Source organism: Halobacillus litoralis (assembly GCF_020524085.2).
In the GTDB taxonomy this organism is placed as follows: Bacteria; Bacillota; Bacilli; order Bacillales; family Halobacillaceae; genus Halobacillus; species Halobacillus litoralis_E.
The window spans coordinates 927,347-940,915 of the sequence record NZ_CP129016.1 but is presented as its reverse complement, the minus strand read 5'-3'; the positions used below and the strand labels follow the sequence as shown (position 1 = coordinate 940,915).

Annotated in this window: 14 protein-coding genes; 4 read left to right on the top strand and 10 right to left on the bottom strand. The window is 44.8% G+C overall.

Annotated features, from left to right (window positions below):
• Positions 1-45: 45 nt before the first annotated feature.
• Together serA and LC065_RS04995 are read right to left on the bottom strand one after the other, a co-directional pair.
• Complete coding sequence (gene serA / locus LC065_RS05000) at positions 46-1,629, bottom strand: phosphoglycerate dehydrogenase (protein ID WP_226593427.1); 1,584 nt, start codon at positions 1,627-1,629, stop codon at positions 46-48.
• Between the two features lie 2 nt (positions 1,630-1,631).
• Positions 1,632-2,792 (bottom strand): pyridoxal-phosphate-dependent aminotransferase family protein, encoded by a 1,161-nt coding sequence (locus LC065_RS04995; protein WP_306163781.1) that lies wholly within the window; start codon positions 2,790-2,792, stop codon positions 1,632-1,634.
• Between the two features lie 272 nt (positions 2,793-3,064).
• On the opposite strand from LC065_RS04995, the gene LC065_RS04990 reads away from it, so the two are divergent.
• The gene (locus LC065_RS04990) at positions 3,065-4,726 is read left to right on the top strand and encodes a peptide ABC transporter substrate-binding protein (protein WP_371933443.1); all 1,662 of its coding nucleotides are present in this window, start codon (positions 3,065-3,067) and stop codon (positions 4,724-4,726) included.
• Positions 4,727-4,846: 120 nt separating this feature from the next.
• On the top strand, positions 4,847-5,476 hold the full coding sequence (locus LC065_RS04985) for a YczE/YyaS/YitT family protein (RefSeq protein WP_226593433.1): 630 nt from the start codon (positions 4,847-4,849) through the stop codon (positions 5,474-5,476).
• A 76-nt stretch (positions 5,477-5,552) separates the two neighbouring features.
• Here LC065_RS04985 and hmpA read toward each other — a convergent pair whose 3' ends face one another.
• Complete coding sequence (gene hmpA / locus LC065_RS04980) at positions 5,553-6,773, bottom strand: NO-inducible flavohemoprotein (protein WP_226593435.1); 1,221 nt, start codon at positions 6,771-6,773, stop codon at positions 5,553-5,555.
• 182 nt (positions 6,774-6,955) lie between these two features.
• On the opposite strand from hmpA, the gene LC065_RS04975 reads away from it, so the two are divergent.
• Complete coding sequence (locus tag LC065_RS04975; RefSeq protein ID WP_226593437.1) at positions 6,956-7,393, top strand: Rrf2 family transcriptional regulator; 438 nt, start codon at positions 6,956-6,958, stop codon at positions 7,391-7,393.
• Positions 7,394-7,991: 598 nt separating this feature from the next.
• Here the strand turns inward: LC065_RS04975 and rpsR are convergent.
• The 7 genes from rpsR to LC065_RS04940 form a co-directional block, all read right to left on the bottom strand.
• Positions 7,992-8,219: a 30S ribosomal protein S18 gene (gene rpsR / locus LC065_RS04970; RefSeq protein ID WP_115822996.1), complete on the bottom strand. Its 228-nt coding sequence runs from the start codon at positions 8,217-8,219 to the stop codon at positions 7,992-7,994.
• Between the two features lie 21 nt (positions 8,220-8,240).
• A complete protein-coding gene (gene ssb, locus LC065_RS04965) occupies positions 8,241-8,735 on the bottom strand; it encodes a single-stranded DNA-binding protein (RefSeq protein WP_226593440.1) in 495 nt (164 codons plus the stop codon).
• A gap of 12 nt (positions 8,736-8,747) precedes the next feature.
• The gene (rpsF, locus tag LC065_RS04960; RefSeq protein ID WP_226582281.1) at positions 8,748-9,041 is read right to left on the bottom strand and encodes a 30S ribosomal protein S6; all 294 of its coding nucleotides are present in this window, start codon (positions 9,039-9,041) and stop codon (positions 8,748-8,750) included.
• A gap of 139 nt (positions 9,042-9,180) precedes the next feature.
• Positions 9,181-10,278: a redox-regulated ATPase YchF gene (ychF, locus tag LC065_RS04955; RefSeq protein ID WP_226593442.1), complete on the bottom strand. Its 1,098-nt coding sequence runs from the start codon at positions 10,276-10,278 to the stop codon at positions 9,181-9,183.
• A gap of 358 nt (positions 10,279-10,636) precedes the next feature.
• Positions 10,637-10,831: a DUF951 domain-containing protein gene (locus tag LC065_RS04950; protein ID WP_089650710.1), complete on the bottom strand. Its 195-nt coding sequence runs from the start codon at positions 10,829-10,831 to the stop codon at positions 10,637-10,639.
• A complete protein-coding gene (locus LC065_RS04945) occupies positions 10,831-11,778 on the bottom strand; it encodes a mechanosensitive ion channel family protein (RefSeq protein WP_226593444.1) in 948 nt (315 codons plus the stop codon). The genes LC065_RS04950 and LC065_RS04945 overlap by 1 nt, the downstream gene beginning before the upstream one ends.
• Before the next feature lie 52 nt (positions 11,779-11,830).
• Positions 11,831-12,850: a YkvI family membrane protein gene (locus LC065_RS04940; RefSeq protein WP_226593446.1), complete on the bottom strand. Its 1,020-nt coding sequence runs from the start codon at positions 12,848-12,850 to the stop codon at positions 11,831-11,833.
• A gap of 89 nt (positions 12,851-12,939) precedes the next feature.
• Here LC065_RS04940 and yyaC point away from each other — a divergent pair, with 89 nt between their 5' ends.
• The gene (gene yyaC / locus LC065_RS04935) at positions 12,940-13,566 is read left to right on the top strand and encodes a spore protease YyaC (protein ID WP_226593448.1); all 627 of its coding nucleotides are present in this window, start codon (positions 12,940-12,942) and stop codon (positions 13,564-13,566) included.
• Positions 13,567-13,569 lie beyond the last annotated feature (3 nt).

Sequence of the window (13,569 nt, the reverse complement as noted above, 5' to 3'; positions counted from 1 at the left end):
GTAATGTCACATATCTCTTGATTTGCTACCCAACATTGGACACCATTAAATTGTCAAACACTGCACTTGCTTGATATCTGCAATTTGAGCAAGCTTTTCGTTACAGTCCCCGTCCACGGGTTTGTCTACGGTCAGCACCATGACGGCTTCTCCACCTTCGTTCGTACGTCCAACCTGCATGGTTGCAATGTTGATTTGATGTTCCGCAAGTAAACTTCCTACGCGGCCGATCGCACCCGGCTGGTCGGTGTGACGAATAACGACCAGATGGCCATCTGGAACAACGTCGATGGAATATTGATCAAACTGAACGATACGTGCGCCCAAACCATTCAGCAACGTACCGGCGACGCTGCGCTTTTCTTGATCGGTCTCGATTTCGACGGTAATCAAGTTTGTGAATCCTTTCGTTTGGGTCGACTTCTGCTCATTCACTGTAATTCCTTTGTCAGAAGCTGTTTTAAACGCATTGACATCATTCACACGTTCGCCGATATGACGTTTCAAGATTCCTTTCACAGCGATCCGTGTAAGTGGCATGGTATCAACTTCAAGCAAATCGCCACTATAGTAGACATTCACACGCTCAAGCGTACCGTCTACCACTTTTGATAAAAAAGCGCCCAAACGTTCAGAGAGCTTAAAGTATGGAGAGAGCTTCTCCATCATTTCTGAAGACACAGAAGGCAGGTTGACCGGGTTTTTTACTGTTCCTCCGCGCAATAGTTCCAACACATCAAAGCTGACGTCTGTCGCAACATTTTCCTGAGCTTCAATCGTACTGGCACCAAGGTGAGGGGTCGCAATCACTTCCGGCAAGGATAACAACGGATGCTCCGTCGCAGGCTCCTCTTCGAAAACATCAAGCGCAGCACCAGCGATCTTTCCTGATTGGACCGCTTCATAAAGCGCATTTTCTTCTACAATTCCTCCACGGGCACAATTCAATATACGCGCTCCCGTCTTCATCATAGCAATAGCCTCTTCATTGATTAGATGCTTCGTCTTTTCAATGAGAGGAGTGTGTACAGTCAGGAAGTCTGCCTGCTTGAGAACTTCCTCTAAAGTTCCATGAGTGACCCCGGCTTTTTCTGCTTTTTCTTCATTCAAGAACGGATCGAAGGCGATCACTTTCATGCGATGACCTTTGGCACGCTGGGCAACTTCGCGACCAATCCGCCCGAATCCGACTATGCCAAGCACTTTATCTTTCAACTCAACGCCGACGAACTTTTTACGTTCCCAACGCTTTTGTTGAAGTTGATGATAGGCTTGCGGGATGTTCCGAGCTAACGACATAAGCATTGCCATCGTGTGTTCGGCTGTAGAGATCGTATTCCCATCTGGAGCATTCACGACGATGATGCCGTTTTCCGTTGCCGCATCAAGATCAATGTTATCGACTCCCACTCCCGCACGACCGATGATTTTCAAATGAGTCGCGTGTTCAATGACTTCTCTTGTCACTTGCGTCTGGCTTCTTACGATGAGCGCTTCTGCCGATCCGATTTCCTCCAATAACTGTTCATGAGATAGGTTCGGATTCATGACGGTTTCGATATCTTCCGCCTCCAATAGAGGCCTGATTCCATCTTCACTCAGTGGATCACTAATCAATACACGGTGCATTTCTATTCCTCCCTTGTACGTTCCAAATAAGCGGCTTGTGCAGCTGCGACACCCGCACCTGGCTCGAATTCATGACCTAAACGTTTTAAGACAATCTCAAGAATCCCTATATATTGAAGAACATTGGCAGGACGGGAGTATCCCATGTGTCCAATTCTGAAAATTTCGCCCTTCATATGCTTCTGTCCGCCTGCTAAAATAAGGCCGAATTCTTCATTCGCCACTTTTCTCAGTTGTTCAGCCTCAAAAGTTTCCGGGCGGATCGACGTTACAGTCGATGAAGCATCTTCATCAGAAACCAACAGAGGGAGGTTCAAGGCACGGCAAGCCTCGCGTGTCATTTCCTTCATCGTTTGATGACGTTCAAAAACCCGATCTAAGCCTTCCTCTTCTAACATTTGCAGGACCTGTTGAAGACCGAAAAGAAGGGAAAGAGCAGGTGTGAATGGGGTTTGGCCCCCTACAAGTTGTTGACGGTATTTTCGTAAATCCAAGTAAAAACGAGGGCGCGGATTTTCTTCAATGACTGACCAGGCTTGCGCTCCGACAGCCAAAAACGCGAGACCCGCAGGAAGCATCATCGCTTTTTGCGAACCCGAAACTAAGATATCGATTCCAGACTGATCCATCTTCACTTCGGCGCCTCCAATAGAAGATACCCCATCAACGATGACAAGAGCTGAACTCAAGTTCTTCACACCCTCAGCTACCTTTTCAACGGGATGCATGACCCCTGTCGATGTTTCACAATGTGTAAGGAATACAGCCTTCGTATCTGGGTGTTTATGAAGCGTTTCTTCCACTTGAGAGACCTCAACCGCTTTTCCCCATGGAATCTCTATGCGTACCACATCTAATTCATACGTCTCACAGATCTGTGCAAAACGATCACCGAAGGCTCCGGCGACCACGACGATCACTTTATCTCCGGGCTTGGTTGTGTTTACAACAGATGCCTCCAAAGAAGACGTTCCACTCCCTGTAACGATAAGCACCTCTCCCGATGTACCGAACACCGGCTTCAGTTTAGGAGCAATAGCATTAATTAATTCTTTGGCCTTCCCACCACGGTGGCCGATCATCGGTTGATTCATGCTACGTTCGACACTCGGTGGAACCGGAGTGGGGCCGGGGGTGTGCAATAAATCCCATTCACGTTTCATAACTTCCTTCAACCTCCTCTATATTCAGTGATTCACTTTTCTCCATAGATCCTTTTATGCTTTAGAAAAGCAATGATATTCTCTAATCCTATCAAAGAAAGAACCATTGTCAATTAAATTAGAATATTCTGTTTGACGACATTTTTTTCTTATTTTTATCGAATAAAGGACTTTGATTTTTTTCTTTTTTATCTGTATAATTCAAAAAGTAATTATTTTTAGAAAATTAGAAATAGGGGGAATTCACTTTGAGAAAACATCTATTGGTGTTAATGGCACTGATGTTCGCATTGTTCCTTGCAGCTTGTAGCGGGGGAGACAGCGAAACATCAACAGACACAGGTGAAGAAAGCACAGATGAAACAACTGAACAGTCAGATGAGGGAGAAGCTTCCGGAAATCAAGAAATTACCGTAACAGCGAAAAGTGAGATTCCTAGCATGGATCCATCTCTAATCACCGATTCTGTCGGTTTCCAGTGGGCTGGAGAGACTTATGAAGGGCTATACCGCCTGGATGAGAACAGTCAGCTTGTAGATGGAATGGCAGAAAGCTCCGAAGTGAGTGAAGATGGCCTAACATGGACATTTAAATTGCGTGATGCAGAATGGTCCAACGGTGACCCTGTCACAGCAAACGATTTCGTATATGCATGGAGAAGAGCTGTCGACCCGGAGGTTGGCTCTGAGTACGGCCCTTACTTCCTTGGAGGCATCATTAAAAATGCCCAAGCAATCAGTAATGGCGAAGCAGAACTTGAAGACCTGGGGGCTACTGCAGAAGATGATAAGACCCTTGTGGTAGAACTTGAAAAGCCTGTTCCATACTTCAAGTCCATGACGGTTTTCATTACGTTCATGCCGTTGAACCAGGCGTATGTTGAAGAGCAGGGGGACAAGTTCGCTACAGAAGCTGAATACACAATTTCTAACGGACCATTCCAAATGACGGAGTGGAATCACGGCGAAGGCTGGACCGTTGAAAAGAACGATACTTATTGGGATGCAGAAACGGTTCAACTAGAAACAATCAATGCGAAAGTAATCAAAGAAGTTTCTACAGGTGTCAACCTTTATGACACTGGTGAAATAGATCAGACTGAATTGAACGCTGAATTCGTCGACCAGTACCGCACGAGCGACGCTTTCAATGTTGCTGAAAAACCATACTTATATTTCTTTAAGTTCAACCAGGAAAATAATGAAGCTCTTGGGAATGTAGACATTCGTAAAGCAATCTCTTACGCGATTGACCGTCAGTCACTCGTTGACGTCATTTTGAACGATGGATCTGTGCCGGCAGAAGGCTATGTACCATCCAACTTTGTTTCTATGCCGGACAGTGACCAAGACTTCCGTGAAGCTCAAGGTCCATTGGTAGAATATAACGTTGAAAAAGCAAAAGAACATTGGCAGAAAGGCCTGGAAGCTCTAGGTACCGATTCTGTTGAAATCGAACTGCTTGGTGATGATACAGGAACTTCCAAAGACGTCCTTGCTTACTACAAGAACCAACTGGAAGAAAACCTTGAGGGTGTAACGATCAAATTGATGGAAGTACCATTCAAAGAACGTGTTCGTCGTGACAACGAAGCCGAATTCGAGATGGAAGCTGCTACATGGGGACCAGACTATGTGGATCCGAACACTTACCTGAACATGTATCTTACAGATGGTCAGAACAACAACATGGGCTATTCCAGTGAAGAATATGACGCGTTGATTGAAAAGGCAAACGGTGAATATGCTCAAGAGCCTGAAAAACGTTTTGAAACATTCTTAGAAGCTGAAAAACTGCTTTTAGAAGAAGATCAAGCGGTAGCACCAATTTATCAGGATGCAAAAGCTCAACTTTTCCGTCCGTCAATCAAAGGTGTCTTCACAACAGCTACAGGTCCAGAATTTGAATTCAAATGGGCTCATGTAGAAGAGTAAAAGAGTCTAACAAGCGGCAGGGAATTTTCCCTGCCGTTTTTTTACATTCTTAGTCTTGAATTTTCCCATCTATTCGCGATATAGTCTCTTAAGGTATGAAAAAGAAAGGGGCGGATAGACGTGAAGCGCATTTATATGAGGACGATGTATTATACGGTAGGCATTATCATTATGACGCTTGGCATCGCCTTGACGATCCAGTCTGCACTGGGTACATCTCCATTTGATGCCCTTCTCGTAGGTCTGCACCGGACATTCGGGTTGACGATCGGGAGTTGGGAGATTGTCGTCGGTTTCAGCATGATCGTCTTCAATGCCATTGCGGAAAAAAGACGACCAGAGCTCCTTGCTTTGGCAACGTCTCTTTTAACTGGGGTTGGCATCGATTTTTGGGTCTTCACGATCCGTGATACCATCCATCCGGATGTATTCTGGACGCAGATGATCTGTCTTGTTGCTGGGATGAGTATCGCAGGTTTCGGAATCGCGCTTAACCTTCAAGCAGATTTCGCCCCGAACCCCTTCGACCGGATGATGCTCGTTGTCAGCAAACTCACCGGCTGGAACGTTTCCATCTCGAGGGCACTTATCAGCATCCTCCTTGTGATTCTCGCCTTCCTTTTCAGCGGGGCAATCGGCATAGGCACTGTACTGATCACTCTGTTCAGTGGCCCAGTCATTCAAGGGTTCATGGCGCAAATCAACAAATTTGATCAGCGCCTGCACCCCGTCGCCCCTTCCTGTTCATAAAAAACTAAGGCGCAAAGGCTTGGGATTTATCTAGACGAAAAAAGAGGCGGAATCACCACCTGATTCCGCCTCTTTTTTATAACTCTCCCTGGGGTCCAAAAAATTCATAATGAATACGATCTTCAGGAATGCCCCAACGATTCAGCATGCCATTAACAGCTTTCATGAACCCTTCTGGGCCGCAAAAATAAAATTCCGCCTCTTTAGGAGCCATAGACTTCAGCCAATCAAGCGTCATATAGCCTTCGGACTTGTGCAGCCCTTTCGCTTTATCTTCTTCATCAGGCTTTTCATAAATGAGATGGGCTTTACCCAGTTCCGCCTCTTCCATCTCCTCTTTGAACGCATGCACACGTCCGTTTCTAGCCGCGTGGATGAAATGAACCAGGCGATCCGGCTGAGCCTTCTCTGCATATTTCCACATGCTCATCAGAGGAGTGAGTCCTACACCTCCACTAATTAGGACGAGTGGACGTTCCGTATGATTATCGAGGTAAAAATCGCCTGCTGGGGCACTGACAGGAATAGAATCACCGGGATTCACTTGATCATGCAGCCAGGAAGAAACCATGCCATCGGGATGGTTGAAGAGTCCCCGCTCTCTTTTCACACTAATTCTGTAGTAGGACTTTCCCGGGGCATCAGAAAGGCTGTATTGTCTAAGGTGAGTATAGGTTTCTCCTGGTATTTCTGCCTTGATTGTTAAATACTGCCCAGCTTTGTAAACAGGTAAAGCATTTCCGTCCTTCGGTTCCAGGTAGAAAGAAGTGATTTCTTCACTTTCTTTCACCTTATCGACGACATCAAATAACCGATACCCGGTCCAGCCACCTTTTTGCTGTTCTGCTTCTTGGTATAACGCTTCCTCCACCCCAATAAAGGCATCCGCAATGACTCCGTATGCTTTTCCCCAAGCTTCGATAATGTCATCCGTAGCCGCATCCCCAAGGACCTCTTTGATCGCTTTTAATAAGTATTCTCCTACAATCGGGTAATGTTCAGGTTTCACATTTAAACTACGATGCTTTTCTGCAATTTGCTTGACACGCGGTACAATGACTTCCAGTTGATCAATGTGTTGTGCAGCGGCGTAGACTGTATTCGCAAGTGCTTTTGGCTGATCTCCCGCCCTCTGGTGTGTCTGATTGAAGATATTCTTTAATTCGGGGTGATCTTCAAACATCCGCTTATAAAAGTGAGTCGTAATTGCTTCTCCATGTTCTGCTAAGACAGGAACGGTTGCTTTAATCGTTTTTATCGTCTGTTGATCGAGAATTTCAGTCGCCTTCGTAGACATACTTAAAAACTCCTTTGTTAATTAATGTATTTTATATACACCTTTATTATAGGGAGTCTCTCTATACAATAGCAATATTTAAAATACATCTTTTGTGACAGAAAACAAAACCTTCTCCCATTAAGACAGTCCCTGTGGTTTATGATAAGATAATAAAAAAACAAGAATGAGGGTTAAACTAAATGCGTCTCAAGAAATACACTGATTACGCTTTGAGAGTCCTGATTTTTACTGCATCGAAACGAGATGGCGAGCTTGCAAATAAAAAGGAGATCTCCGCAGTTTTTCGCATCTCCGAAAATCATTTAGGGAAGATCATTCACGAGTTGAATAAACTAGAGCTGATCGAAACACACCGGGGACGGTCGGGTGGCATTCGCCTGGCGAAAAAACCAGCAGACATCAACATAGGAAGCGTTGTCCGTGCCATGGAAGACGACTTTCATTTGCTTGAATGCTTTGACTGCGCCACTAACTATTGCGTCATCACCCCGGCATGTAAACTGAAAGGTGTTCTTCACGAAGCTTTACGAGCCTTTCTAACCGTGCTAGATAAATACACACTCGAAGACTTGCTGACGAACAAACAAGAGCTGAGAGAATTAATGGGATTGAAATAAAAACACGGCTGTTCCTTCCAGCAAGGAAGTACAGCCGTGTTTTTTATTATTGCGTATGAGCTCCCTTTACTTGAAGACTCCGTTTCGAGATGTTTTTGTGGGTTTCAGACCGTTCGCTTTCCATGGGGCGGGCGGTGAGCCTCCTCAGGCTACTCCTTCCGGGGTCTCACCGTTTCCCTCCGCCCCTTTACTAATAAGTGTCTCGAAACCATTGAGTATATCCAGCTTGTTTGTTTAAGTTAAAAGGATAAATGGAAATTTACATAGCGGTCATTCCTGGCGTGAGAGCTTGATAACGCTTTTCACTTATACTACAAGAATTGTGTAAGGTAATCCTTCTTGGTAAATGGATTCGTTTCTCTCTATATCTATTAGGGGGGTGGGAAGCTGGGAGACTCCCGCGGGAATGGCTTGCCGCCATCCCCGCAGGAAAGCGAGTAGCTTCCCGACCACCCTAACTCAAAACAAGTCAACGAATCCCGAAAACACCCCGAAACTGAGTCACCCATAATCCTGCCATATCCTATTAATTAAGACAAACGACAAAAAAACCCCTTGAGGGCTCTAATGAGTCCTCAAGGGGTTTGCGACGCTACTCTTACTCCGTAGTGTAAGGAAGTAGGGCCATTGTACGAGCGCGTTTGATCGCTTTCGTCAATTTACGCTGATATTTTGCAGACGTTCCTGTTACTCGGCGAGGAAGGATCTTCCCACGGTCAGAAACGAAACGTTTTAGCAAATCCACATCTTTAAAGTCGATGTGTGTGATTCCGTTAGCTGTGAAGAAACACACCTTTTTACGTTTTCCGCGTCCACGACGTGCCATGTAGCATTCACTCCTTTTTATTTAGAATGGTAAATCATCATCTGATATATCGATTGGCTCCCCATTATCTGCGAATGGGTCGTCATTTCGTTGTTGGTTATTGTTGTTATTAGAACCGAAGTTGTTTCCTGATGGTTGTTGATTCTGATTTGATTGGTATCCTGAACCTCCACGGTTACCCCCACCTTGGGAAGCACCTTTGGACTCTAGGAACTGCACGCTATCTGCAACAACTTCTGTTACAAATACACGCTTACCTTCTTGGTTATCGAAGCTGCGGGACTGTAAACGTCCATCAACTCCAACTAAGCTTCCTTTACTCATAAAGTTAGCTAAGTTCTCAGCCGCACGTCTCCAAACCACACAGTTAATGAAATCGGCATCGCGATCTCCTGAGTTATTTGAAAAAGGACGGTTAACAGCAATTGTAAAGTTGGCAACAGCTACTCCGTTTGGCGTATAGCGTAAATCAGGATCCTTCGTCAATCTGCCGGCTAATACGACACGATTTAACATCAGAACCACTCCTTATTTGTCATCTTCGCGTACAGCGATGTGGCGGATAATATCATCCGTGAACTTCGCTTGACGGTCGAATTCGTTGATTGCTTCACGTGTACCTGTGAAATCAACTGTTACATAGATCCCATCACGGTAGTCGTTAATTTCGTAAGCAAGACGACGCTTGCCAACTTCTTTAACTTCTTCGATCTCCGCACCGTTATCTGTTAGGATTTTGCTGAAACGATCTTTGACAGATGTTTTCGCTTCCTCCTCGATGTCTGGGCGGATGATATACATGATTTCGTATTTTCTACTCATCCGTTTTCACCTCCTTATGGACTTGACGGCTCCTTTTCTATCAAAGGAGCAAGGAGTAATCTTCATTGAATTACTCACAATTTAGTATTGTATCAAAGTTGTCCAAGATTTACAACCTTTTTAACGGAAGGATCCTCGCTTATACGTTGAAACGGAAATGGATAACGTCGCCATCTTTCACCAAATACTCTTTACCTTCTAGACGGACACGGCCACGATCACGGGCTACAGCCATGGATCCTGCATCCACGAGATCCTCATAAGATACCGTCTCTGCACGGATGAAGCCGCGTTCGAAGTCAGTGTGAATGATACCGGCTGCCTGTGGAGCGGTCATACCTTCTTTGAATGTCCACGCACGGACTTCCTGCTCACCAGCAGTAAAATACGTAGCCAGCCCAAGCAAGTTGTAAGTGGCTTTAATCAGTTGGTCGAGACCGGATTCTTCAATCCCTAGATCTTCAAGGAATTCTTCTTTTTCTTCGTTATCAAGCTCAGCAATTTCAGATTCGATTTTTGCACAAACCACGATGACTTCCGCGTTTTCTTGAGCTGCAAATTCGCGAATTTGTTTCACTCGATCGTTGTCAGCTTCACCGATTTCATCTTCACTTACATTCGCAACATAGAGGATGGGCTTTGAAGTCAATAGATGAAGGCCTTTGACAATCTTCTCTTGATCGCTGCTGAATTCGACGGCACGGGCCGGGGTTTCTTCTTCCAATGCATCTTTCAGTTTTTCAAGCACTGCATACTCAGCCACTGCTTCTTTATCCTTTTGACGTGCCATTTTAGCAACACGATCCATACGCTTCGACACGGTTTCAAGGTCTGCCAGAATCAGCTCGAGATTGATGGTTTCAATATCCGTAATCGGATCGACCTGACCGGATACGTGAGTGATATTTTCGTCTTCAAACGCTCGTACCACGTGACAAATCGCATCGACCTGGCGAATATGAGACAAGAACTGGTTTCCTAGTCCTTCCCCTTTACTCGCGCCTTTGACGATTCCTGCAATATCTGTGAATTCAAAAGCTGTCGGTACAGTTTTCTTAGGGTTCACAAGCTCGGTCAGCTTCTCCAGACGACTATCCGGAACTTCCACGATCCCTACGTTCGGATCAATTGTGGCGAACGGATAGTTGGCAGACAAGGCGCCTGCTTGTGTAATTGCGTTAAATAACGTAGATTTCCCTACGTTCGGTAAACCTACGATTCCTGCTGTTAGTGCCATATGAGACTTTCACTCCTTAAGGATTTACATACATGCATGTTAGTCCACTTAATTATAGATTCTGTACTTGAAAATAACAACCTATGCAAAAACGGGAAAGCTTCGGTCGGATCTCCTAAAAAACTCCTTTTTCTACAGTAACAAATTCAATATTTATTGAAAAAGAGAGGAAGAACATTCTTTTTATTTGTATTTGCGCCTTTTTTGAATGAGCGGGTGATCCATGCTAGTACGAGGTATGAAAAAACGATGATGGAGACCTGATACCACCAAGAGTTCCAATAGTTCGATGTTTACTGTTCATTCCTTCTTATAACCTCACAGAAAAACCCCCTCTGAATACAGAAGGGGAATGAAATCATTCGCTTGTTTCAAGAACCTTTTTCATCTTCGTTTCGAATTTCTTACGAGGAACGAGCACGCTGTGGCCGCATCCCTCACATTTAATTCGGATATCAGCACCCATACGGATGATTTTCCAGCGATTTTCTCCGCAGGGGTGAGGTTTTTTCATCTGAACAATATCATTCAACTCATAGGATTTATCAGCCATCAGGAAACTCCTCCTTTTTCTTCGTGATGGACGGGCTCATTCGGCTCTTCGTCACGTGAATACATGACCATACGAGGGAACGGAATCTCAATTCCTTCCGCGTCGAGTCTGTTCTTCACTTCTTTCCGAAGAACCCGGGCCATTGCCCAGTGCTCCATCGGATTCACTTCACAAATAATACGCATGACCACATCCGATGCCCCTAATGTTTGAACTCCAAGCAGTTCAGGGACATTCAGTATCGATTCGTAGCGTGCTGGCATTTCCTTCAGTAATTCCTGAATAACTTTTTCAGCCGCTTCGATGTCTTCCTCATAAGCAATACTTACATCAACAACTGCAATACTATTATGAATGGAAAAGTTCGTCACCTGTGTGACATTCCCATTAGGAAGGATATGAACCTCACCTGTCCATGCCTTCACTTTCGTCGTACGGAGACCGACCTCCTCAACAAAACCCTCAACACCAGAAGTTTGAATATAATCCCCGACAGAAAACTGATCTTCAAAAATGATGAAGAAACCAGAAATGATATCACGGACAAGGTTCTGCGCTCCAAAACCGATGGCAAGCCCTGCCACACCAGCTCCGGCAAGTAAAGCGCCGACTTCAAAATTGAATGTTTCAAGAATCATGATGAAGGCCATAAAGTACACAACATAAGACATTGTGTTTAAAACCAATTTATTGAGCGTGGCTTCCCTTCGTTCAGTAATCCGAAAAGGGCCGCGTCTTTTGTTGGCAAAAAACTGGGTGATGAGTCTCCTTCCGATTCGAATGACTAAAAAGGAGACCAATATAATGAGAGCAATACGGATTGCACCAAGGGCTACGGTAATCCAAAGATCTGGTCCCGTTACGTAGTCCACAATTTCATCCCATTGCGTTTTTGCATCCTCTACCGCCGTTTTCGCATCCTCTACCACATTTGTAGGCTCGGCCACCACTTTCCCTCCTGTTTCCGTCTATGAATATGACATCTATTTTAACAGGTTTCTAGCGAATTTTGAATCGGGAAAGAATCGGGTATAAAAGAAGAGAAACTAAAACATACAAGTTAAGGATGCCGTATAACGGATACAAATATTCAATGAGTGTTGAGAATCCGAATGATGTAAAAGGAAGCATCACAGCAATCACAGCCATCGCCAGAATCCAAAGGGGTTGTCTCACGTATTCTCTGAATCTCGTTACAAGTCCGAGCGTCCCAGAAGCAGCCGTCGTAAAGATCGCGATCCAAAGCATGATCGACATAAAAATCATCATTTCATACGGGTAATGTTTTAAAATCGCGAAAAGGGGGATTTCATACAAAATGATGTCTTCAGATATTTGGATCAGGCTGTTGTTGTAAAGGTAAGAAACTGCCCCAAGAATAACCCCGCTGCCGACACTTGCAATCCAAATCTCCCCTTTGTTTCTAACCTGGTTACCGATGGCACCTAGAACAGCAATAAGTGGAAGAATGTTCAACGCCGTAAATGGAAAGGCGGACATCCAGTTACTCATTTCATGCACATGTCCAAAAAGGGACAGCTGCTGATCCCTGATAAATAAAATCAACACGAACAAAAGACCTGATATGAGCAGCGGAAGAACAAAGCTGTTCACGATGACAATCCCTTTCACGTCCCAAACGAACAAAAGAATCAGAGGAATGACTATCGCCAGGACGCCAATTCGATAGGAAAAGTTGAATGCCTGCCAAGTGGCACCGCTTCCTGCGAGCATGATGACGGTCGTTGTAAAAAGGTAAATGATGATCATCCAGTCATATACGCCGGTCAAGTGTTTGCCGACAACTGCCCGGAGAACAGGCAAATAGTGTCCGGTCTGTTTTTTGTAGCTGATATCCAGTATGGCTTTACAAGAAATGATGAACATGAGAGAGAACAAAAGAATCGCCAAGCTGCTGTCATGTCCAAAAAACTGCCAAAGTTCTCTTCCAGAAGCATATCCGGCACCAATCATAGTCCCTATGATTAAGAACATCCACTTGAACCCTGCTTTTAACATGACCGTTCCTCCACATCTATGTATTTGTCACGTATAGAACCACGGACAACCTTATATACTGTTACTACTATGTGTCTGGAGGAGAAGCTATGAATTTCAAGGACAAGTTTTCAAAAGAAGAAAAACGCGTGAACACCGACGATCCAGCCATGAGCGATTTGTTGAGCACTTACTTGCAAGAGTGGCTTCCATCTTCCAAAGATATCGTGATCGCCTGTATCGGCACCGACAGATCAACAGGAGATTCTTTCGGTCCTTTGGTCGGTTCGATGCTCCACGACCATGCACTAGAGACGTTCCATATATATGGAACACTTGAAGAACCTTTGCATGCGTTGAATTTGAAAGAACGATTAGCTGAAATCAGGAAAAGCCATCCCAGCCCTTATATTCTTGCCATTGATGCATGCCTTGGAAAATCATCTTCAGTCGGATCTGTCGTGCTTGGGAAAGGCTCGTTAAACCCGGGGTCGGCATTAAAAAAAGACCTTCCGCCTGTAGGTCAACTACACATTAGCGGAATGGTCAATGTCAGTGGGTTTATGGAGCATGTGGTCTTACAGAATACAAGACTGCACGTCGTCATGCAGATGGCAGCAAAAGTAGCAGCAGCTATCCAATTAACAGAAGCGAAGAGGAAACAGCTTCATATGGAAACGAAGCCTTTCCACACCTTTACAACCTCTTCTACAAAGTTCAAAAAAAGCATTCAGTAACGG

Excerpts from the sequence above, each read along its gene's own strand:
- LC065_RS04950 (WP_089650710.1), bottom strand. The coding sequence starts at position 10,831 with ATGGCTGATAAATCCTATGAGTTGAATGATATTGTTCAGATGAAAAAA.
- LC065_RS04940 (WP_226593446.1), bottom strand. The coding sequence starts at position 12,850 with ATGTTAAAAGCAGGGTTCAAGTGGATGTTCTTAATCATAGGGACTATG.
- ssb (WP_226593440.1), bottom strand. The coding sequence starts at position 8,735 with ATGTTAAATCGTGTCGTATTAGCCGGCAGATTGACGAAGGATCCTGAT.
- LC065_RS04975 (WP_226593437.1), top strand. The coding sequence starts at position 6,956 with ATGCGTCTCAAGAAATACACTGATTACGCTTTGAGAGTCCTGATTTTT.
- hmpA (WP_226593435.1), bottom strand. The coding sequence starts at position 6,773 with ATGTCTACGAAGGCGACTGAAATTCTCGATCAACAGACGATAAAAACG.
- serA (WP_226593427.1), bottom strand. The coding sequence starts at position 1,629 with ATGCACCGTGTATTGATTAGTGATCCACTGAGTGAAGATGGAATCAGG.
- LC065_RS04990 (WP_371933443.1), top strand. The coding sequence starts at position 3,065 with ATGGCACTGATGTTCGCATTGTTCCTTGCAGCTTGTAGCGGGGGAGAC.
- rpsF (WP_226582281.1), bottom strand. The coding sequence starts at position 9,041 with ATGAGTAGAAAATACGAAATCATGTATATCATCCGCCCAGACATCGAG.
- ychF (WP_226593442.1), bottom strand. The coding sequence starts at position 10,278 with ATGGCACTAACAGCAGGAATCGTAGGTTTACCGAACGTAGGGAAATCT.
- yyaC (WP_226593448.1), top strand. The coding sequence starts at position 12,940 with ATGAATTTCAAGGACAAGTTTTCAAAAGAAGAAAAACGCGTGAACACC.
- LC065_RS04995 (WP_306163781.1), bottom strand. The coding sequence starts at position 2,792 with ATGAAACGTGAATGGGATTTATTGCACACCCCCGGCCCCACTCCGGTT.
- rpsR (WP_115822996.1), bottom strand. The coding sequence starts at position 8,219 with ATGGCACGTCGTGGACGCGGAAAACGTAAAAAGGTGTGTTTCTTCACA.